This window comes from Parapedobacter koreensis (assembly GCF_900109365.1).
Classification (GTDB): domain Bacteria; phylum Bacteroidota; class Bacteroidia; order Sphingobacteriales; family Sphingobacteriaceae; genus Parapedobacter; species Parapedobacter koreensis.
This window is the reverse complement of the sequence record NZ_FNZR01000011.1, coordinates 24,068-46,752: the sequence shown is the minus strand read 5'-3', so window position 1 is coordinate 46,752 and position 22,685 is coordinate 24,068. Positions and strand designations below refer to the sequence as shown.

The 22,685-nt window shown below is 47.9% G+C and carries 18 protein-coding genes; 13 read left to right on the top strand and 5 right to left on the bottom strand.

Translation table 11 applies throughout. From position 1 onward, the window contains the following. Positions 1-2: 2 nt before the first annotated feature. Positions 3-959, top strand: a complete 957-nt coding sequence (locus BMW65_RS20900) for a 2-dehydro-3-deoxygalactonokinase (protein ID WP_090608579.1) — start codon at positions 3-5, stop codon at positions 957-959. 61 nt (positions 960-1,020) lie between these two features. Further along, complete coding sequence (locus tag BMW65_RS20895) at positions 1,021-2,415, top strand: Gfo/Idh/MocA family protein (protein WP_090608577.1); 1,395 nt, start codon at positions 1,021-1,023, stop codon at positions 2,413-2,415. Positions 2,416-2,418: 3 nt separating this feature from the next. On the opposite strand, the gene BMW65_RS20890 is transcribed toward BMW65_RS20895, so the two are convergent. From BMW65_RS20890 to BMW65_RS20880, 3 genes are read right to left on the bottom strand one after another with little or no spacing between them, the layout of a single operon-like run. Beyond that, positions 2,419-3,540, bottom strand: coding sequence for a D-TA family PLP-dependent enzyme (locus tag BMW65_RS20890; RefSeq protein WP_090608575.1), 1,122 nt, complete (start codon positions 3,538-3,540; stop codon positions 2,419-2,421). Between the two features lie 9 nt (positions 3,541-3,549). Then, the gene (locus BMW65_RS20885; RefSeq protein ID WP_090608573.1) at positions 3,550-4,629 is read right to left on the bottom strand and encodes a dipeptidase; all 1,080 of its coding nucleotides are present in this window, start codon (positions 4,627-4,629) and stop codon (positions 3,550-3,552) included. 14 nt (positions 4,630-4,643) lie between these two features. Beyond that, positions 4,644-5,027 (bottom strand): RidA family protein, encoded by a 384-nt coding sequence (locus BMW65_RS20880; RefSeq protein WP_090608572.1) that lies wholly within the window; start codon positions 5,025-5,027, stop codon positions 4,644-4,646. A 154-nt stretch (positions 5,028-5,181) separates the two neighbouring features. On the opposite strand from BMW65_RS20880, the gene BMW65_RS20875 reads away from it, so the two are divergent. Genes BMW65_RS20875 through BMW65_RS20865 form a run of 3 tightly spaced genes read left to right on the top strand, consistent with a single transcriptional unit; the run spans position 5,182 to position 11,216 of the window. Continuing rightward, positions 5,182-7,527 carry a PSD1 and planctomycete cytochrome C domain-containing protein gene (locus BMW65_RS20875; RefSeq protein WP_090608570.1) on the top strand — a complete coding sequence of 782 codons (2,346 nt, stop codon included), beginning with the start codon at positions 5,182-5,184 and terminating at the stop codon, positions 7,525-7,527. 47 nt (positions 7,528-7,574) lie between these two features. Beyond that, positions 7,575-9,044 (top strand): DUF1501 domain-containing protein, encoded by a 1,470-nt coding sequence (locus tag BMW65_RS20870; protein ID WP_218145485.1) that lies wholly within the window; start codon positions 7,575-7,577, stop codon positions 9,042-9,044. 9 nt (positions 9,045-9,053) lie between these two features. After that, positions 9,054-11,216, top strand: coding sequence for a c-type cytochrome domain-containing protein (locus BMW65_RS20865; protein ID WP_090608569.1), 2,163 nt, complete (start codon positions 9,054-9,056; stop codon positions 11,214-11,216). A 140-nt stretch (positions 11,217-11,356) separates the two neighbouring features. On the opposite strand, the gene BMW65_RS20860 is transcribed toward BMW65_RS20865, so the two are convergent. Further along, positions 11,357-12,370: a LacI family DNA-binding transcriptional regulator gene (locus BMW65_RS20860; RefSeq protein WP_090608567.1), complete on the bottom strand. Its 1,014-nt coding sequence runs from the start codon at positions 12,368-12,370 to the stop codon at positions 11,357-11,359. A gap of 239 nt (positions 12,371-12,609) precedes the next feature. On the opposite strand from BMW65_RS20860, the gene BMW65_RS20855 reads away from it, so the two are divergent. The 8 genes from BMW65_RS20855 (at position 12,610) to BMW65_RS20820 (ending at position 21,741) form a co-directional block, all read left to right on the top strand. After that, entirely contained in the window at positions 12,610-13,461 is an 852-nt protein-coding gene (locus BMW65_RS20855; RefSeq protein WP_090608565.1) for a sugar phosphate isomerase/epimerase family protein, read from the top strand. Between the two features lie 49 nt (positions 13,462-13,510). After that, positions 13,511-14,935: a Gfo/Idh/MocA family oxidoreductase gene (locus BMW65_RS20850; RefSeq protein WP_090608563.1), complete on the top strand. Its 1,425-nt coding sequence runs from the start codon at positions 13,511-13,513 to the stop codon at positions 14,933-14,935. Between the two features lie 91 nt (positions 14,936-15,026). Continuing rightward, on the top strand, positions 15,027-15,821 hold the full coding sequence (locus BMW65_RS20845) for a hypothetical protein (RefSeq protein WP_090608560.1): 795 nt from the start codon (positions 15,027-15,029) through the stop codon (positions 15,819-15,821). Beyond that, the gene (locus BMW65_RS20840) at positions 15,811-17,859 is read left to right on the top strand and encodes a helix-hairpin-helix domain-containing protein (protein WP_090608558.1); all 2,049 of its coding nucleotides are present in this window, start codon (positions 15,811-15,813) and stop codon (positions 17,857-17,859) included. Before BMW65_RS20845 ends, BMW65_RS20840 begins: the two co-directional genes overlap by 11 nt. 96 nt (positions 17,860-17,955) lie before the next feature. Further along, positions 17,956-18,549, top strand: coding sequence for an RNA polymerase sigma factor (locus BMW65_RS20835; protein WP_090608556.1), 594 nt, complete (start codon positions 17,956-17,958; stop codon positions 18,547-18,549). Positions 18,550-18,745: 196 nt separating this feature from the next. Then, positions 18,746-19,651, top strand: a complete 906-nt coding sequence (locus BMW65_RS20830) for a helix-turn-helix domain-containing protein (RefSeq protein WP_090608554.1) — start codon at positions 18,746-18,748, stop codon at positions 19,649-19,651. Positions 19,652-19,877: 226 nt separating this feature from the next. Continuing rightward, positions 19,878-21,026, top strand: a complete 1,149-nt coding sequence (locus BMW65_RS20825; RefSeq protein WP_090608553.1) for an NADH-dependent flavin oxidoreductase — start codon at positions 19,878-19,880, stop codon at positions 21,024-21,026. Positions 21,027-21,096: 70 nt separating this feature from the next. Further along, the gene (locus tag BMW65_RS20820; protein ID WP_090608551.1) at positions 21,097-21,741 is read left to right on the top strand and encodes a putative quinol monooxygenase; all 645 of its coding nucleotides are present in this window, start codon (positions 21,097-21,099) and stop codon (positions 21,739-21,741) included. Positions 21,742-21,867: 126 nt separating this feature from the next. Here the strand turns inward: BMW65_RS20820 and BMW65_RS20815 are convergent, their stop codons facing one another. Beyond that, positions 21,868-22,677, bottom strand: a complete 810-nt coding sequence (locus BMW65_RS20815; RefSeq protein WP_090608549.1) for an AraC family transcriptional regulator — start codon at positions 22,675-22,677, stop codon at positions 21,868-21,870. Positions 22,678-22,685: the final 8 nt, after the last annotated feature.

Genomic DNA, 22,685 nt, shown 5'->3' with positions numbered 1-22,685 from the left:
CCATGGAAAGGTTTCTAAGCTGCGATTGGGGAACAAGCCGATTCAGGCTCCGGCTGATTCAAGCAACGGATCTGCATGTGCTGGCATCGGTTACGCATGACAAGGGGATTGCAGAAACGTTCCGATTGTGGAAGGAACAGCGGGGAAAATCCATACGCCGCGAAGAATTTTATGCGAACGCATTGAGGGATGCGGTAGACGAACTTGAGCAAAAGTCCGGGGCTTTGCTGAATGATGTTCCTATTGTCATTTCAGGAATGGCATCCTCCACGATCGGGCTGATGGAGCTGCCTTATAAAACGCTCCCGTTTCAGTTGGATGGCTCAGATTTATATGCCGAAGCGCTGTATACCGAGACACTGAATAACCGGCTTATCCTGGTATCCGGCGTAAGGACGGATCGCGATGTCATGCGGGGTGAAGAGACCAAGGTGGTGGGTTGTGCGCCCCTTCTGGAGCATACGGAAAAAGAACAGCTATTAATTCTTCCGGGTACGCATCCAAAACACGTTTGGATAAAAGGTAACCAAGCTACAGCGTTTGAAACGTACATGACCGGAGAGTTTTTCGATTTGCTTTCGGTACAAAGCATGCTTTCCGATTCGGTGGAGGCAGGTGCCGATTTTCAGGATCCGGCAAACCAAGCATGCTTTTGTGAAGGAGTAGATGCTAGCCAAACCAGTGATTTGCTCCACGCAGCATTCATGGTCAGAACCAACCAATTACTCAAGCAAATACCTAAAACAAGGAATTTCTATTATTTAAGCGGTGTGCTGATAGGCGCTGAATTGAGGGGTATTTGCGCAAATACCCCTGTCTATTTAGTGGGCGCACCAAAACATAGCCACTTATATGAACGGGCGTTAAACGAACTTGGTGTGCCGATTGTAAAAATTATCGATGCGGATACGGCACTTATCAGCGGGCAACGGCTGATTTTTTCTGCATTAAGAACGTGAAACTTTCCTTAAAAATGTGAAAATTAGCAACGACAAATAATTTATTAATCAATTATATGATATGAAAAGCGATAATCAGCATTCAAGACGCCATTTCTTAAAAAAGATGGCTAATACCGCGGTGGCGGCCAGTGTAGCGCCGACCATTTTGTTGCCTCAAAAAAGCAACACGCTGCAATGGGAGGTCGCACACCAACAGCGATTCAGCGCCAATGACCAAATCCAATTAGGGCTCATTGGTGGAGGCATACAAGGTACATCAAATATGGGATCGGCATTGAAGGTTCCGGGGGTCAAGCTCATGGCCGTTGCCGATTTATACGATGGGCGATTGGTGCGCGCAAAGGAATTGTACGGTAATGATATCGCAACAACAAAAGACTATAAAGAAATTTTAAGCCGGCCGGACATCGATGCGGTTGTCTTGGCCGTGCCGGATCACCTCCATGCACAAATTGGTATTGAGGCGATGAAGGCCGGCAAAGCCCTGTATTGCGAAAAGCCTGTAACCAAGCTCATCGAGGAGGGGCATGCCATGATTCAGGCCGCCAATGAAACCAAGCAGTTGATTCAGGTGGGCAGCCAACGTGTCAGCTCGATTATTTATGCCAAGGCTCGGGAATTGTTTCAGGCCGGGGCTATCGGCGAGCTGAACTTCGTGGAAGCCTATTACGACCGCCATTCCGCCCAAGGGGCATGGCAATACTCGTTACCACCGGATGCATCGCCGGAGACCGTAGACTGGGATAGGTTTTTGAGTGATAAGGCGCCCAAAATCCCATTTGATCCCCTCCATTTCTTCCGTTGGCGCAATTACCAGCGCTATGGTACCGGTGTGGCGGGCGATTTGTTCGTCCACTTGTTTTCGGGGATACATTTTGTCCTGGATTCCAAGGGGCCGAACCGTATTATGACCAGCGGCGGCCTTCGTTACTGGAAAGACGGCCGTGATGTGCCCGATTTGATGGTGGGGATTTATGACTATCCGAAAACGGAATCGCATCCTGAATTTACCTTGACCTTGCGGGTCAATTTTGCCGACGGATCCGGCGGCGGACAACAATTCAGGTTTATCGGAAGTGAAGGACAGATGATTATTTCAGGTAGGGGAGTAAGTATCAAGAAGAAACGACTGGCCGACGCTCCCGGATATACCATAAACACATTCGCTGAAGCTACACAAGAAGCGTTCCTTAAGGAATACAACGCCAAATACCCTCCAAAATTCGAAGTGATGGGGCCACAAGAGGAGGAATATACCGCACCCAGGGAGTACAGCGATAGCTATGACCACTTCGCCAATTTCTTCAACGCTATCCGTAATAAAACTGGTGTTGTAGAAGACGCGGTCTTCGGACTACGTGCGGCAGGGCCGGCTGTATTGTCCAATACCAGTTATTTTGACCGGAAAATCGTGCACTGGAATCCGGAAACCATGGTTGTGGAAAACAGCTGATGTTTACACGATAATGCTGCGGTCGCGGGCTACAATTGGCCATATGCCAGTTTGATGCCCGTCGACAATGGCTATTGCCTGTTCGTACAAGGCTACCGTTGGACAGATGTGGTAGGGTAAACCATAAAACACATCGCCAATTTTCCACTCATGGCCTGCTGGGACCTCCACAACAAGGTGTTCTTCGCTTTGGCCAATGGGTTTCAGATCAGGTGCATTAAGCAGGTGTACCCGGCGATCAAGGGGATTTTCGGACGCAATGGATTTGTGGCCCAAATCAAGGCAAAGGGTAGTCGAGGTAGGCAACGAGATAATCCGGGTCAATACCAATGCGGCATGTTGAAACTGTTGCTCGGGCAGGCCATCGCCATAGCCTTTATCCCAAAAAATAAAGGTGCCCGGACTGCATACGACCCGAGCATCGGCAGCGTGGATGGGAAACGTCGGTGAGCCACCGGCTACCACCACAGGAGCAGGATAACCTTGGCGTTCCAGTTCAGAAATCATCGTCCAGACGGGGGCAAAAGCGAGATGGCAACGTTCCCTGCGTTGGTTGATATCCGGGTCGCGGAGATGACCGTCGTACACATGCAAGCCCAGCAACTCCATGTTGTCCAATAACCGGATACCTTGATATAATTGGATGGCCTCGTCACCGACGGGGATACCCGTTCGGCCCATACCTACATTGATGTCGATATACACCCGGATTTTTACGCCCTTTTTACCGGCTTGGACTGATAAGTTTTCAGCGTTGGCCAAATTGTCCACCAAGCAAGAAAACGACGTATTGGAATACCTTTCAATTAATTCCAGGTACCGGTGCACCTTAGGACCAACGGGCTGGTAAGCTAACAGCACATCCGGCGCTTTTATCATGCCCAATAATTCTGCTTCGGCGATGGTGGCGCATTTGAATTGGTGGATGCCGGCATCCATTAAAAGGATAGTCGCTTCTTTAGTTTTGTGTGTTTTTATATGCGGGCGCAATCGGTCTGTATTCCCATTGACCATTTTTTTCAGTGTACGGATATTTTCGCTCACACGTTCGGGATAAACCACAAGCGCCGGGGAATCGATGCGATCGATGTCCTCGATGACGTACCAGGGTTGATTGTCGTTCATTATTACTAGTTAATTGTTTTGCCAGGCCTGACGGATAAACCGAAGCCAGTTGTTATGAAAAATATTGGCAATATCCGAAACAGCATATCCTCTTTTCCGAAATATGCCATCCAGTTTTTGTAGATCGGCGATTGTTTGTAGATCGTACGGGCATTGTTCGGTGCCAAACATGCCATCCAGATCGCTGCCGATGGCCACATGATTGCTGTTGCCCGCTAATTGGCAGATGTGGTCAATGTGATTCACAAGACTTTCGAGGTTTACGCCACGTTGTAATGGCGTTGATTCGCCCCGAATCCAATGCGGAGACAACATCCAGGCATCCAAGGCACTCCCAATGACGGTACCCCGTTCAATCAATGCGCTCAACTGGTCATCGCTCAGTTGCCGTTGATGGTCTACAAGTGCCCGGCAATTGTGGTGGCTGGCCCATATTGGCCCCTTGTATACCGACAGCGCCTGCCAGAACCCTTCATCGGTCAGGTGGGTGATATCCAACACCATGTGCAGGCTATCCATCTCGTTGAGGAGCTCAACGCCCAACGGGGTGAGCGGCCCTTCCATCCCCGTGCCGGGGGCATAGCGGCCAGGGCCATAATGCGCAGGCCCGACAGCCCGAAGCCCGTAGGCGTACGCCCGTTCGAGGTAAGAAAGGTCGACGAGGGAGTCGGCACCTTCGAGGCTAAGGATGAAACCGATCGGCTTGGTTGCATTAGTTATGGATTCATCTTCCCATAGTGCAAGGTGGCGTTCCAACGTGCTTAAGTCGGTGATTTGTTGCATCTCGCCGGCATCTGCCATCGCCTGATACCAAGCCAACTGGCCCTGCGCTTGTGCCCAAGCCTGTTCAGGCGAATACCAGCCCGGCAATACATGGTGGTTTTCCGTGACTCTGGCTATTTGCGTGGCAACCACTAATCCGATTCCACCTTTGCGTAATTCCGGTAATGATACCACGCCGTTTCCCCGATCCGGTTTGTCATGCATGCCGGATTCGCGGTTGCGGATGGTATCAATCCCGGCCCTGAGGTCACGGTTCCATTCCATGGCATTCATGGCCAGATCGAGGTGTGCATCAATGATGAGCATAGCGATTGGGTCGGCTATTTTTTGGCGATGCAGTCAATTTCCACTTTGATGCCGTTGTCCAATACAGATTGGACGGTGGTTCGGGCAGGTTTGATGCCAGCGAAATGTTCAGCATACACTTTGTTGAACCGTTGGAAATCAGCGATGTCACTTAAGTGAACCGTACATTTCACTACATTTTCCAGGGTCATTCCTGCATTTTCCAGAATAGCCTTGATATTTTGCAAAGTAAGGCGGGTCTCTTCTTCAATAGAACCTAAGATAAACCTAGATTCCTTAAAATCAATAGCGGCTTGGCCGCTTACAAACAATAGGCCGTCGATAAGCACACCGTCAGAGTAGGCTCCCGTAGAAAAATCCTGTGCCCGGTCGGGATGGACGATTTTTGTTTTTCCCATATCAGTCCGTTGTTAAGTAATTGCTGAAAGTTGCGAAAGATAATAAAAAGGATCAGTTTTTTGTTTTTTTAATTGCTTATGTAACTTGCATATACGCACAACTTTTCTTAAGTTTGAGATAAGAAGATAACAATTATAACCCTTACTGGCGGATATGAAATTTTCGTTTTCACCGAAATGGCTAATCTTACTAGCGGTTTGCTTATTTGTGACGATAACATCCGGTTATTTTTTTACAAAGCGAAGCGAAACGGGTGGAGGTGCTATGCCATTGCCGCCGATAGTGGATTACAATTTCCATATCCGCCCAATATTGTCTGATAAATGTTTTGCCTGCCATGGGCCCGACAAAAATACCCGAGAGGCAGCGCTCAGGCTTGATACCAAAGAGGGGGCTTACCAAGCACTGGTCGAAACCGCAGGCATGCATGCCATTGTACCGGGCCACCCGGATAGGAGTGAAGCTTATCGGCGTATCATCAGTGAAGACGAATCGGTGCGGATGCCGCCGGTATCATCCAACCTGGCGCTGACGGATTATGAAGTAAAGTTGATTGAACGGTGGATTCAACAGGGTGCGGAGTACAAGCCACATTGGGCATTTGTGCCACCGGAAAAGATCGGGATCCCTAACGCGCACAAAAGCGATTGGCCAATTAATGAAATAGATCACTTCGTGCTGGCGAAAATGGATATGGTGGGATTGGCTCCGAATCCGGAGGCAGAAAAGCATCACTTGCTTCGCAGGCTCAGCTTGGATCTGACCGGCCTACCTCCTACGGAAGAACAGCTTGGACGTTTTTTGGCGGATAAATCCGTTGCGGCATATGAAAAAATAGTGGATGAACTGTTAGCCTTGCCCACCTATGGTGAGCGGATGGCCATGCATTGGCTGGACGTGGCACGTTATGCGGATTCTTATGGCTACCAAGATGATGACATCCGTACGCAATGGCCATGGCGTGATTGGGTGATCCATGCGTTCAACCAGAACATGCCCTATGATCGGTTCGTAACCTGGCAACTTGCGGGGGACATGCTGCCGGATGCCACCAAGGAGCAACTACTGGCATCGGCTTTCAACCGAAACCATAAAATTACCGAAGAAGGCGGTGTGATTGAAGAAGAATACCGCGTAGCCTATGCGATAGATAAAACCAACACCTTCAGTAAAGGTATTCTGGGCATCACGATGGAATGTGCACAATGCCATGATCATAAGTATGATCCATTTTCACAAAAGAATTACTTTGAACTATACGCTTTTTTCAACAATTCATTAGAAAAAGGGTTGGAAGGACTGGTCAACTCAGGGCCTTCGAAAACGCCGCGGCTTACCCTCACGCAGCAAGATGTGGCAGGTATACTGGATTTTATCAATAAGGGGGATGACACGTCCGCAGTATCGGTATCGGTGATGGGCGAGCGTGATGAGGTGCGCCCGACTTATATCCTCGATAGAGGGGTATACGATGCCCCAACTGAACGTGTATATCCTGGTACGCCTGCGGCTATCCTGGCGTTTGATAGCACACGTTATGCCCCCAACCGGCTTGGGCTTGCCACGTGGGCATTCAGCAATGAAAACCCGCTTACCGCAAGGGTATTGGTAAACCAGCTGTGGGCCATGGTGTTTGGTCAAGGTATGGTAACTACAGTCGCCGATTTTGGCAACCAGGGTGCGCTTCCAAGTCATCCGGAATTGCTGGATTGGCTGGCGGCGGATTTCCGTGATAACGGCTGGGATGTCAAACGGCTGATGAAACAGTTTGTGATGAGTGCCACCTACCGCCAATCGTCGCGTGTCACGGACAAGCACCTGAAAGCGGATCCAGAAAATAGGTATTTGGCCCGCACCCGACGATTGCGTTTATCGGCAGAGGCTATCCGCGATCTGGCCTTGGCCAGCAGCGGATTGTTAAATCCGGAAATCGGCGGCCCGAGTGTGAAGCCCTACCAGCCGGAAGGCATATGGGAAGTAACCAGTTCGGGAAGGGGGGCACTGACCAATTATGTACAGGATCACGGTGGTGCCCTGTATCGGAGAGGGATGTACGTATTTATCAAGCTGACGGTACCTCCACCCAACATGCTTATTTTCGATGCCAGCAACCGGGATATGTGTGAAGTGGCGCGGCAACGCACAAATACTCCCCTCCAAGCGTTGGTAATGCTGAATGACCCGGTAATTCTGGAGGCGTCACGTGTGCTTGCGGCTGTGCTCTTGAAAACATCGCCAAGGGCGAAGCCCCGCCAGCATATCGAACGTGCTTTTCGCCGTATCTTGAGTCGACCGGGTAGTGATCAGGAATTGGCGTTGTTGGATGCCTATTATACAGACGAGTTGAAACGCTATACGGCATCACCAGACGCTGCACAGGCATTTATAGCGATAGGTGAAGCCCCGCAGGAAAGTACTGTGCCCGTGGTTGAGCAGGCCGCCCTGATGGCCGTGATGCACGCCTTGTACAACCTGGAAGAAACCATCACCCGGACGTGAAGTGAACCCAATAACCCAATGCCGATGATAAAAAGGAGACGAATGGCATGAAAACAGACGACATGATTGAGAAAGAACTAGCGCAAGCCCGTTTATACCAAAATCGAAGGCAATTTCTTTCGCGGCTAAGCATCGGCATCGGAAGTGCGGCCCTTGGCTCGCTGCTGATACCCGATTTGTTTTCCGGTAGTGGCACGAAAGAAGAACTCCTTTCGCGACTTCCGCATTTTGCGCCGAAAGCAAAGCGGGTGATCTATTTATTCCAGAGCGGCGGGGTGTCGCAATTGGAATCTTTTGACCCCAAGCCAAAGCTGCGTGAGATGATGGGACAAGATCTGCCCGAATCCATACGTGGCGGGCAACGCCTTACCGGCATGACGGCTGGCCAAGCTAATTTTCCCCTGGTAGGGTCGTACTATGATTTCGCACAATATGGTAAGAGCGGCGCATGGGTAAGCGCTGTATTCCCACATATGGCAAAGATTGTGGATGACCTCTGCATTATCCGTTCGTTGCATACCGATGCCATCAACCATGATCCGGCCATTACTTTTTTCCAGACAGGGGCACAGCAAGGCAACCGGCCCAGCATGGGTGCGTGGCTGAGCTATGGACTGGGCAGTGAAAACCAAAACCTGCCCGCTTTCTGCGTATTGGTGTCCAAAGGGAAAGGCAATGGCCAGGGTGTATACGCCAAGCTATGGACCAACGGTTTCCTTGATTCCGTGCATCAGGGCGTGCAATTTATGGGGGGGCCTGACCCGGTACTCTACCTTGGCAACCCAGCGGGTACGGATAAGGTGAGCCGCAGGGCCATGTTGGATAAATTGGCTGAACTGAACCTGCTGCAATTCGATGCATTTGGCGATCCGGAGATTGCAGCCAAGGTACAACAATACGAAATGGCTTACCGGATGCAGACGTCGGTACCCGAAGTGACGGATCTTTCCAAAGAACCCGATCACATTGTCAAACTATATGGTCCGGATTGCCTGGTGCCCGGTACCTATGCAGCGAATTGCCTATTGGCCCGTAAACTATCCGAAAACGGTGTACGCTTTGTACAGCTTTATCACCAGGGCTGGGATCAGCACGACAACTTGCCCGGACAGATGGCTTTGCAGGCTAAGGACGTGGATCAGGCATCGGCGGCGCTGGTGACCGATTTGAAGCAACGGGGGCTACTGGATGAAACCTTAGTGGTATGGGGAGGCGAATTTGGACGTACCAATTATTGCCAAGGGCGGTTGGAACATAACAATTATGGCCGGGATCACCATCCACGTTGTTTCAGCGTATGGATGGCTGGCGGCGGTGTAAAGCCCGGTATCGTCTATGGTGAAACGGACGAGTTTGGCTATAATATTGTGAAAAACCCGGTACATGTGCATGATTTCCATGCGACGATGTTGTACCAACTGGGACTGGATCATGAAAAATTGACCTATCGGCATTTGGGTAGGCGCTACCGCCTTACCGATGTGGCCGGCGCAGTGGTGAACGATATTCTTGCGTAAGGAACAGAAATGAAATCAATCCAAGCGCTGTTGCTGAACCTGCTGATTGGCCTCCATGCATTCATCGTGTTCTTCCTGTTTTTTGAGGATCGTATCGTGGTGCCTAGCGTATTGCAGGTATTGGGCCGGACTCATCCGTTGTTGCTGCATTTTCCGATTGTCCTGTTGGTGTTGGCTTGGTCTTTTGCGTGTTTTGGGAATCGGTTGAATCTGCCGCAAGCGACCGTCAGCCGACTGGTGCGTGTGCTGCTTTTGGCGGGTGCGTGGTGTGCTGCCATTACCGTAGTGGCAGGCTTGTTACTCGCTAAAGAAGGGGGGTATGAAGGCAATGGGTTCGTCTGGCATAAATGGACGGGGGTAGCCTTGTGTTTTTTAGCAACGGGTTTATTGTGGTACTACCAAATACCGGGCAATAAGGGAAAAAGGCACTATCCACCGTTTTTTCGGGCTGGGCTGAGCCTTTCATTGGTGATCTTGCTCACAGCCGGGCATTTCGGAGCAGGGCTGACGCATGGTGAAGATTATTTGTTTGAACCCTTGCGTCGCAGTAAAGAAAAGGCGTTGGACATGGAAACGGCGATCGTATTCCAAGATGTCGTTTATCCCATTTTGCAAGCAAAATGCCTGAGTTGCCACAGTGCTGCCAAGGCCAAAGGTGATTTGGTGCTTTCGGACACCGCTTCGATATTGAAAGGCGGCAAGCACGGCCAGCTGCTGGCAAAGGACTCAGCCGAAGAGAGCCTGCTCATTGAACGGTTGCTGCTTGATTTGGATCACGAACATCGTATGCCGCCTAAAGGGAAACCCCAACTCACGCCAGAAGAACTTGCTTTGGTCAAAGCGTGGGTTGCTTCTGGTGCAGACTTTAACATCCCGCTGGCTACTTTGCCAATGGGTGATACGATTCACCAACTCGCGGTAGCCATTTATGGTGCGTCTAAAGGTGAAACGTATGGTTTTTCCGCGGCGGATGCTGAAACCGTTGAAAAGCTAAATACGCCATACCGTGTTGTTAAACCCGTGGCCCAAGAGTCACCCGCGTTGGCCGTAGGCTTCTATGGGAAAGCCATGTATACCGATCGCTCGTTGGAAGAGCTTGCATCGGTGGATAAACAAGTGGTTTCACTCACCTTGAGTGGAATGCCGGTATCTACAAATAGCCGGGAAACCGTGAAAAGGTTCATCAACCTGCGCGAATTGTTGTTAAACGGTACACCTGTTGATGACACCTGGCTCGCAACCTTGGCGACACTTCCCAAATTGCGCACCGTCGGCCTGAGTGGCACTTCAGTCACGGAAGCGGGTCTTAAGCAATTGCTGGCTGCACCGGCCTTGCGTGCCGTATACGTATGGAATACCCGTATCGATACGAATGCATTGGATCGTTTGCAGCAACAATACAGAAATATCCGTATTGAACGGGGCTATGTGGATGACGGCCATACCTTATTGTCCTTGAATGATCCGGTGATAATGCCGAAGAATGACTTCTTCCGGGATCGTGTACAGGTGACCTTGACTCATCCGGTAAAGGGTGTTGAGCTTCGCTATACGTTGGATGGAAGCGAACCGGATAGTGTGCATTCCCAGGTTTACAGTAAACCATTTGTAGCCGAACACACCACCGGAATCCGGGTAAGGGGTTATAAAACTGGCTGGTTATCGAGTAAGGAAGTGGCGCGGACGCTACACCGATCGGGACGCGCTCCAGACCGGGCATTCCTGCTGAGCCGTCCGAATCCGCAATATAAGGGCCGCGGTGCACTTACACTAACGGATTTAGCAAGTGGCAGCAGCAATCACGCAGATGGCAAATGGCTGGGCTTCCATGGTGAGCAACTGGTTGCATCCATGCATTTTGACAATGCTATTCGTATCGATACCATCGGCATCAGTGTCAAACAGGACTATGGCAGCCATATCTATCCGCCTAAATGGGTGGAGGTATGGGGCGGAATGGATTCAACGGATGCGCGGTTACTCTTGCGTTTTCAACCACCGCTAACTAACCCACAACAAGCCTTACCAAGGCGGATGATAGTTGCTCCGATGGCCGGGGAAGCGATCCGTTATCTTCGGATAGCGGTAGAACCATTTGTTCCGATACCCCGTGGTTTTCCGGCCGAAGGGAATCCCGCTTGGGTTTTTGTGGATGAAATTATTATGCGTTAATACGCGGGAAGGTTGTTGGCAAAATCAAGTACACCGATTGAATAATATCAAAAAGTGGCTTTTTTGAACCTGCTTCTTATTCATAAAGGAAGTTTCGCAGGAAAGGTCAGTTTGAAAGCGCGCTTTCTTTACCTTTGTTATCACGCTGTGAATACCTGCAGTTCACAGGGTACTTTTATAAGTTGAGGTTCGTATCCAGGTTGTGGGTGATTGATTAAGTCCAACAACAATAAACCTGATTTTTGCCCAATTTCATAGGGTTGTTCTTTGAGTGAAGCAAGCGGAGGCCGCTCCAGGTATTGGATCATGGGGTTTGCACCGTAACCGATAAGTTCGATGGTGTCGGCGTTTGATGCGAATTCCCGGCGTAAGCAGTTGTGTGCATCCAGCATGACCTGATCTTTGAAGGAGAGGATGGCCGTAGGCGGATTAGGAAGCTGCATCAGTCGGCGTGTAGCTTGAAAATTGTGTTCCTGGGTAAAGTCGCTTTCTTGAACAAGCGATTTGTCAAAAGGAATCTGGTGCTGGATAAGCCCGTCGCGGTATCCAAGAAAACGGTCGCGACTGGTGGTCCAAAATGAGGAGGCATTGATAAGTCCTATCCTGAGATGGCCCCGGGAAACCAAATAGGCAACGGCATCGGTAGCCCCCTTATAGACGTCGCTGCATACACAGTGATATTCTTCATTGATGGGTTTGCGGATGAAATAAACAATGGGGATGCCCGCGTGGACGAATTCATTAATATGTGTCGTGTCTGCGGTTTCGCGGGATATGGCAATGACCAGCCCGTCTACACGGTTTGCTTGCAAGGTGCACAAGAGCTCTTTTTCGCGCTGGAGGCTTTCATGGCTTTGGCAGATGAGCACATTGTAACCATTGTCATAGGCAAATCGTTCAAAGCCTTCAACAGCGGCAACATAAAAATGATCCAGCATATTGGGAATCACGATGCCGAGCGTAAAAGATTTCTGCTGTTTGAACCGGATTGCCGCTTGGTTGGGGACAAAATGGAGTTGTTGCGCGAGCTTTTTGACGCGTTCTTTGGTGACTACCCCGATATTGGGATGATCGCGCAGCGCTTTGGAGACGGTAGACGGTGAGATTCTCAATGTCGCCGCAATATCCTTGATGGTAGCCCGTTTGTGATCCATTGGGCTAATATAGGTAAAAAGCCGAATCTGATGAAGTTGTAAAGGAACGGGAGGCACGACAAATATCAGCTGTTGAGCGATGCACTGTTTGCAGTGATTCTATTTTTGACTGGAACGCTCACTGCATTCACGCTCCTAGGCCAAAAATAGAACCACTGCAAACAGACGGAATTTTTTGGTACCCCGGAAACGGGAATTATAAACAAATAACCAATATATTTAACAGATAATTCATATTGATGGAAACAAGAAGAACATTCATTCAAAAAGGACTGCTCGGAGTTTCAGCAGCGGCGATGGGGGGATCCACTGCTTGGGCACATGCCAACAGCGGGCACAACGATGTACGTAGCAATGATCGGTTTGAACTCGGTATTGCCGGATACAGCTTTGTGCATTTCGGATTAGATGAATCACTAGCCATGATGAAACGCATGGATGTGCACTATTTATGTATTAAAGATTTTCATCTGCCATTGACCAGCTCGGATGCTGAAATAGCGGCATTCCATAAAAAGCTGGCTGATTCTGGTGTTACCGGCTATGCCGTAGGCCCCATTTACATGACCAAGTCCAAAACCGAAATAGACAACGCATTTGACTATGCAAAACGCGTGGGCGTAAAACTTATCGTGGGCATACCCAATAAAGAAGATCTGGCGTATATCGCGGATAAAGCCAAAGCATATGATATCCGCTATGCGCTCCACAACCATGGGCCAGAAGACAACTTATACCCCAATGCAACCAGTATTTTTGAGCTGGTGAAAAATTTGGATGAGCGTATGGGGCTTTGTTTTGACATGGGTCACAATATGCGGGATGGGCAAGATCCCATCAAGGATTTGGAACGCTATCGCGATCGGATTTTCGATATCCACCTTAAAAATGTCACTGCAGCGACCAAAGAGGGGAGCACGTGCGAATTGGGGAGAGGCGTCATTGATATCCCTGAATTTGTGAAGACCTTACGTAAGGTGGGATATGCGGGAAAATGCAGTTTGGAGTTTGAAAAAGACATGAAAGATCCGTTAGCCGGCTTGGCCGAATGTGTAGGCTATTTTAAGGGCGTATCGGATGCTTCTGCGTAAACGTTACTTTTACAACCAAGTTATTTACATCCCTTAAAATCAATGACAAATGAATAAAAACACCAATTCAAGAAGGCGTTTTTTGAAGCAAGCCATGTTGGCTTCGGCCGCTGCGGCAGTGGTTCCCGATCTACTAATGGCCAGACCCAAATTAGCTGCGGCTAATGAGCGTGTCAATTTGGCCTGTATTGGGATTGGCAATCGCGGCGGCGAAATTATACGGGATCTTTACGCCACCGGGCTTGCCAATATTGTGGCGCTGTGTGATGTAGACATGGGTGCCCCACATACCGAAAACGTGTTGAAGCAATTCCCGAACGTACCGCGGTTTCAGGATTTCCGCCAAATGTTTGACAAGATGGGCAACGAGATCGAAGCGGTAACCGTTGGTGTGCCTGACTTTTCGCACTTTCCGATTACTATGCACGCGATGGGATTGGGTAAACATGTGTATGTAGAAAAACCGATGGCCCGCACGTTTAACGAAGTTGAACTGATGATGAAGGCTGCCCAAAAATATAATAAGGTGGTTACCCAAATGGGCAATCAGGGGCATTCGGAAGCCAATTACTTTCAGTTTAAAGCATGGGTGGATGCCGGCATCATCAAAGATGTGACAGCCATTACTGCACACATGAATTCACCACGCCGTTGGCATGGCTGGGATCCCAATATCAAATCTTTTCCACCGACGGAGCCTATTCCCAATACCTTGGATTGGGATTTGTGGCATTCAGCCATTGCGCAGCAACACGGATACAACAAGGATTACATCAATGGCCAGTGGCGCTGTTGGTACGATTTCGGCATGGGAGCGTTGGGTGATTGGGGTGCGCACCTGATTGATACCGCCCACCAGTTTCTGGACTTGGGATTGCCCTACGAAGTGGAATGTACGAAAGCCAGCGGCCATAATGACTTTTTCTTTCCAATGTCTTCGACGATCGTATTCAAGTTTCCCAAACGTAAACGCATGCCTGCGTTAGACATCACATGGTATGACGGGTTAGACAATTTGCCTCCTATTCCGGAAGGATATGGTGTTTCGGGATTGGATCCCAATATTCCCCCGCCCAGTACGGGCGCGCTCGAACCGGTAAAATTAAATCCCGGAAAAATCATTTATGGTAAAGAATTGACGTTCAAAGGCGGATCACATGGCAGTACCCTGTCGATTATCCCTGAGGAGAAAGCAAAAGAAATGGCATCCCAATTGCCCGAAGTGCCCGTAAGTCCCTCCAATCACTTCGCCAATTTCCTGAAAGCCTGTAAAGGCGAGGAAGAGACACGTTCACCCTTTGCTATTGCCGGCCCCTTGAGCCAAGTGTTTTCGCTGGGAGTACTGGCACAGAAACTGAATACCAAGTTGGAGTTTGATCAAAAGAAAAAGATCATTACCAATAACGAATTGGCCAACGAGCTATTGGTAGGACCTCCACCACGAAAAGGCTGGGAGCAATACTACCAGGTATAGCAGGCCAAACAAACACGGATAGCAATGCCATGCCTCAATAGACAAGGCTGCTATCCGTGTTTTTTTCTTTTTTTTTCTTATCTTCACCTCCATGATTGGAAGGTGTCTCATACTCCTCCTAATCTCCTATGAAAGCCTCGCCCAGACCTACGTCGGCCCAAACTACCAAGCCATGGGTTTTACGGGCACCGCCCTAAAGGGGATTTACAGTTTGACGGCTAATCCAGCCGGTCTGGTGGGACTGGAACGCCTGACTGCCAGTGTCAATTACCAGCATCATTTTTTTACAACGGATATCACCACGCGTGCAGCCTTATTGGGTATCCCCACCCGCTTAGGCGTGTTCGGATTGGCTGCGAATCGATATGGATTAAAAGCGGCATACGACGATACTAAAGTAGGTTTTTCTTTTGCCAAACGGTTCGGGTCGCAATTTTCCATCGGCCTGTCTACCAACTACCACCAGCTTTTTATACCCAATTACCTCAGTACGTTTTCGCTATCTGTAGATTTGGGCGTACAGTATTATTTCGAGCAGGGCGCAACCATCGGGCTACAATATACTAACCTCAATAAAGCGACTTACGGAATGGATGTTTACGGTACTATTCCCTCGTTTATACGATTTGGCGCGAGCTACCCATGGGCAGGTGTGATGGTGACAGCGGATGCGGTATATCGCTTGGAAGGTACTGTGGCCGGGAATTTCGGGATAGCTTATCACGTGGGTGATATCCTGTCTTTACGAGGGGGGCTATCCACCAACCCTTTGCAACAGCATGCAGGCTTTGGCGTGAACTGGCAACGTTTTACAATGGATGCAGCGGCCACTTTCCATCCCCGCTTGGGTACGTCGCCGCAAATAGGCTTAAGCTATGCGTTTTAATCGATATGTCATATTGGTTGTGGGTTTGTTGGCGATGTCCGGCTTATATGCCCAATCCGAAACGGACTTACTTATGGAACGGCTGACAGAACTTGTCGCGGAAGAATTGACCGAAGATTTTGATTTTTCGGAATTGGCAGAACGACTGGAATTTTACGAGCGGCATCCTATCGACCTCAATGCTACCGATGGCAGGGAGCTAAGGGAACTTCAATTTTTGCCCCAATTATTTATCGATAATTTGCTGGAACATCGGGAGCAGTCCGGAAAATTTGTCGCGATATATGAATTGCAGGCTATTGAAGGACTGGATATCGAATTGCTCCGGTTATTGCTACCTTATATTGTAGTAAGTGCTCCTCGTGCGCTTTCGGAGGTAAGCGTAAGCCAATTATTGAAAGAGGGGACACATGACGTGATGGTCAGGTATGGGCGCACATTACAACAACGACGCGGTTATGCCATTACGGATACCAGCCGATCGCGCTATCTTGGCACACCTGATCAGGTCTTTGCACGCTACCGATATCATTTTGGCCGTGATTTGCAGGTAGCGCTCAATATGAAGAAAGATGCAGGCGAAGCTTTTTTTGGCGGCCCGCAGCGATATGGTTTTGACTTTTACTCAGGCAGTGTTTATATACGCAATCAAGGCTGGTTGAAGGATGTGGTTGTGGGTGACTACGCATTGCAATTTGGACAAGGGTTGGCAATGTGGAGTGGTATAGGTTTTGGCAAGGGATCGATGCTGCAAGGTATTGCCAAGCAGGCTATGGGCTTACGACCCTACACGTCCTCCAATGAAGTGTCATTTTTACGGGGAGGAGCCGCCACCATCGCATTTGGACGTTTGTCTGTTACACCTTTCTTTTCCGGGCGCCGCCTCGATGGTTCGGCCTATGATACGACAGGTGATGAGCCTGCTGTGGGCTCGATTAGTCAAACAGGACTTCATCGCACGCCTACGGAAACAGCCAATCGGCATGCACTATCGCAGCGGGCGTATGGTGCGAATATGCAATATGAATCTCGACGGCTCCGGATTGGCGCAACGGCATACCATACCCGCTTCAATGCGGCCATCCAACCACAAAATCTGCTGCGAAACCGATTTGCCTTTCGTGGGCGTAGCCTTTGGAACACCAGCCTCTATTACAACCACTCTTGGCGGGGAATATATTTATTCGGGGAGGTTGCTCATCGAATAGGGAGCGGCTTTGCACTGGTTAATGGACTCATGACATCCTTGCACCCCCATCTTTCGTTGGCATTACATTACCGTAATTATCAACGTGACTATCATTCGTTTTTCAACCAAGGGATGGCGGAAGGGAGCGGAGCGGCCAATGAACGCGGGTTTTATTCCGGTTTGGCGTATCATCCGAATAGGGCAGTGGAGTGGGTTTTATACGCTGATTTTTTTCGGTTTCCCTGGTTGCGTTATCGGGTAGACGCGCCATCGCGGGGAGCCGACCTCCTTACGCAATTTACCTATACCTGGTACAAACGGGCTGACATCACCATCCGCTACCGCTATCGGCAACGGGAGGAAAATGCGGCAACAACGGCATCCCATAATGCGATTGTAGATGTATTGCGCCAGCAAGTGCGGGTAAGCGGCCAATATAAGTTGAATGATACATGGCGTATGCGAAACCGTTTGGAATTGGCACATTACCAGAAGGAAGGGAATGCTACGGAGCTGGGTTGGATGGTCTATCATGATGTTATTTTCAAGCCAATGAGTGGAAGGTTGAGTGGCAATATGCGTGTTGCATTGTTTGCTACGCCTGGATACAATTCGCGCATCTATGCCTTTGAGAACGATGTTTTGTATGCCTATTCATTTCCGCTCTATCACAACGACGGTATCCGCACTTATGCAAACCTTCGTTATCGCTTCGGACGTAAGCTGGACGTATGGGTGCGGTATGCGACATTTATTTATTATGACGTAGAAGAGGTGGGAAGCGGGTTAGATGCAATTGAAGGCAACCAACGATCAGACATCCGACTACAGATACGGTGGCAATTTTAATTCATTTGGAAATATCGTTATTTTCGCTAAGTTTGCATAAGTGTCCAACGTACTTTGTCGCATTGGGCATGCTGACACTAACCAATTTTCTAAAAGATGGCAATAAGGCACCTTCCGGAACCCGAACTTTGTAGCCGCTTAATAGCCGGTGATGAACATGCCTTTCGTGAAGTGTTCGACCGTTTTCATCGCAAGGTTTTCCAGTTTGCTTTTAATTTCCTAAAGGACAATGCGCAAAGCGAAGAGATTGTCCAAGATACGTTCCTCAGCTTGTGGCTTCATCGGGCAACCTTGAATCCTGACCGGGCGATAGCACCTTTTTTGTTTACCATTGCGCGGCGCACGTTGGTAGATGCTTGGCGGAAAGCTGCCGCCTCTGAACGGTTCAGGGAACAGGTGAGGTTGTTTATGGATTTTTCGAATAATGATACCGAAGAGACTGTGTTTAGAAATGAACTGGAGCAACTTGCCCAAGATGCGTTGAGCAAGTTGAGCGACCAACAACAAGAAGTGTTTACACTCAGCCGCTACGAAGGGCTGTCCTATGAGGAAATTGCCGAACGAATGCATATTTCTAAAAATACGGTAAAGTACCACCTTGTCAATGCATTGAAAGTCTTACGGACCCATTTTGGCGAGCACGACGTGCTCTATTGTTATTTTCTCTTCTTCCTCTTGAATAGCAATTAGTTGTTCATTCTAAACGACGCTTTTTTGAAGAACACTTCCAAGGAAGTGAAAGTGCTATCCAACTCATGGTGAATGAGCTGTCTATATACAGTGTTTGATTTTTGCATCAAAGCATTTGATTTTTGTAATTTTCTAGCTAGTGATGTCCTTAATTTTGTGAAAATAAGTTGTTATGGAATTGAGGTACACTAAAGTTATGGAAAGAGCAACACAAGCACAGCAATTTTTGGATGATAAATTAATCTGGATGCCGGATCACCTGCAAAGAGAGATCGGACAGTTTAATGTTTTTCCACTGTTTAGCACGCCTTCAAATAAAGTGAATTGCCAACCCTATAATCGAAAGGGATTCTATAAAATAAGTGTTCTAAAAGGGCATACAAAATTTTCTTATGCAGACAAGAGTTTGGAATTTATGGATAGCGCGCTTTTATTTTCTAATCCCAATATCCCCTATTCCTGGGAATTGTTGGATGAGGAACAAACGGGTTATTTCTGCGTATTTACGGAAGGCTTTTTCAACCATTTCGGCAATATAAACGATTATCCAGTTTTTAAGCCGGGAAATATTCCTTTATTCGAGTTGAATATTGAGCAACAAGAAGAGATCAACACGATCTTCAAAAAGATGATCGCCGAGATCGAATCAGATTATTTTTACAAATATGACGCCATACGTGCGCTGGTTTTTGAGCTTATTCATCTTGCATTAAAACTAAACCCCATTAGCAGCAACCCTGTTGACGATTCAAACGCCTCGTTGAGAATAACGTCATTGTTTGCAGAGTTACTGGAACGCCAATTTCCCATCGAATCACCAAGGCAACAGATCAAACTCAGATACCCCATTGAGTTCGCAGAGAACCTTTCGGTACACGTCAATCACCTAAACCGTTCGCTGAAAAAAATAACAGGAAAGACTACCTCGCAATTTATCGCTGAAAGGATCATGCAAGAAGCCAAGAGTTTATTGCAACACACCGATTGGAATATTTCTGAAATTTCCTGGTGCCTTGGTTTTGAAGAATTGCCCCATTTTATTAATTTTTTCAAAAAAGCCGAGACTTCAACACCAAAACATTTTCGTAACAGACACTTGTAACCGTCAAAAACAGCTATAAACGCTTAATAAACTATTGTAATACCGAAATTCCGCTTCTCAACCTTTAGAGACTGTTCTCAAATCAATGAGACAGTCTTTTTTAGTAAAAGAGTTTCAACATCTCCCTGTTCGCATTGTGATTGTTTGAAATTCGCAGTTTTTGGTTTCATCCGCGCATCCGGTACTTCGGGCTTGCCATCTACCTTTGTATCAAAACAATAAGAAAATGAAACCGTATAAAAAATTGCTTGAACCTTTTCAACTGATAAATGGTATCGAGATCAAAAACAGGATTGTAATGGCCCCAATGACTACATGGGCCGGCAACCATGATTTTACTATTTCTGACGAAGAAGTGGAATGGTATAAAGAACGGGTAAACGATGTGGGACTGATTATCACTGGTTGTACACATGTAACTCCTGAGGGAATTGGCTTTACCCACGAATTCGCAGCCTACGATGATCGTTTCATCCCCAGTCTGAAAAAATTGGCAGATGCAGCAAAAAGTGGCGGGGCTCCTGCCATATTGCAGATTTTCCACGCAGGCAATAAAACCGTGACCGACTTGAGCCCAAATCAAACCGTAGTAAGCGCGAGTGCCATAAAATCGGAAGTGACGCCTTTTACGCCCGCTGAGTTATTAACACCCCGTGCGTTAGCAGCGCATGAGATACGGGATATTATCAAAGCGTTTGGTGCTACTACCCGCAGAGCTATAGAAGCGGGTTTCGACGGTATTGAAATACACGGTGCACATGGCTTCCTGAACCAAAACTTTTTATCGCCGCTATTCAACCAACGGACTGACCAATGGGGTGGATCCATCGAAAATCGTTTGCGCTTTTCTACGGAGGTGGTTCGTGAAGTAAGGCGTGTTATTGCCGAATATGCCGATCGTCCTTTTGTATTGGGTTTTCGGATTTCCCCGGAGGAATTGCCAAAGGAAGGTTTAAGATTACCGGATAGCCTGGCTTTGGTGGACAGATTGATCCAGGAACAGGTAGATTACCTCCACTTCTCTTTGTTCCAGGTATTGACGCAAAAACCGTTGGACAGCAATACCAATAAGACGATCGCCCAGGTATTGACCTCCTATATAAACAACCGTGTACCGGTAATTGCAGCAGGACAAGTGACCACACCAACGGAAGCTGACCAGGCTTTAAGTTTGGGATTAGACCTGGTAGCGATCGGAAGAAGCCTGGTAGTCAACCCAAAATGGGCGCAATGGGCCAACGAAGGCCGCGAGGACGATATTACGATGATCCTGGATACGGACCTTGCTGCCGATAAGAAAATTCCCGAAAAGCTGATGGCTATCGTACACAGCGCCAAGGGATGGATCAAGACCACGCAGGAGGTAATGGCGTAACCCCTTTATCACGATGACGGCGCTGCCTGATGGGTTAATTTATCAATAAATCACACACTTAATATTTAAAATGATGTCAACTGTTAATGAACGAATCACCCTATTGGTTACTTTCCATGTGAAGGCGGACCACAAAGAAGCATTGAAAAACGCGCTTATTTCAGATCGGTATGGGGCGCTGAGCGAACCCGGGAATATATCCATGTCGCTGTATGAACATAGCGACAAACCGGACATACTATATCTATTTGAAAGATGGGACAGCCGGAAATCACTGGATGAACATTTTACGAAAAAATACGCAGAAGACGTGTTTGCGTTAAACAAAACGGCGTTAATAAAGCCTATGGAAATTCTTTATCTCCATGATATTGCGCCGCTGCCCAAAAATGAAATCAAGGCCCCGTTTTCAACCGATACTCCGGTTGACCTGGTCGTGATCTTCAAGGTAAAAGACGGGATGCAGGATACCTTCCTCAAGCAGTTTGAAAAGTCGATCGCACACAGCAGGCCCGAAGCTGGGAATATTCAATTCTTCCTGCACACCGTACCGGGCGACGATAAAACGTATGTGTTGTATGAAAGATGGCGGAGCCAAGAAGCGATTGATTTCCACTTCGCGCAGCCCTACACCGTGGAGTTATTTGATATGTTCAAATCTGCTCTTGAGCAACCAATTGAAGCGTACTTGAATTTCATCACTGAAATAAAATAGAAGTACGATAAATAGCTTATCAACTGATTTTCAGGGCTAAAAACTCAACGCAAAAAATCCGCAGCATGTTAGTTCTTGCGGATTTTTTGTTCATCTATCTATGCTTGCTGCTAGCGTAAACGCAAATCAACGTATTGGCATTTCACTGGGAGCAAAACCAAACTGTTTTTTAAAAGCATGGGAAAAGTGGGATAAGTTCTCGAACCCCACTTCCAGATATACATCAACCGGTCTTCTTTTCTCCTTTTTTATTCGTTGAAGTGCCAGTTCCAATCGTTTTTTTGTAAGCCATTTCTGAGGGGAAGTATGAAAGGTGGTTCTAAAATCCCTATTGAAAGCAGAGAGACTTCGTCCCGTCAAATAGCTGAATTTTTCGAGTGACAGATTGAACATGTAGTTCTTTTGCATAAAATCAAACAGGTTGATCTTGCCAGGTTGGGAGAAATCAGATAGGATTCCGTCAGTATCTTCATCGATTGCCCGAAGGATGCTAATGGCTTCCTTAATTTTCAGAACAGTTACCGTTTCAGGTAATTGATTTTCCAAACGGAAATAAGGTAACAACGAATCGAAAAGGCTATCCAATAAAGGGCCCGGACCAAATTCTTTTATTTCCGGATTTTTCAAACCTGCCGATCTCATGTGATGTCTTTTATAGAATTCCTCCAATCGTTGGGGCATCAGCGTCATGATAACAGCTTTATAGGGCCTGCCTTCAAGTGGGTATTTGATCACGGTGCAGAGCTGGTTTCTGGGATACAGGAATGTGCTTCCAGCTCCGAATACATATGTTCTGTCGGCTTGGATTATTTTCATTTCCCCGGACAAAACCCTTACAAAAGAATGGTAATCGAAAAATAGGTCATCCTTAAAATATTTTTCTTCGGTAACGGAACATACTATTTCATTGAAATCGCTTTTCTGCTGTGTCGCCATTCTTCTTA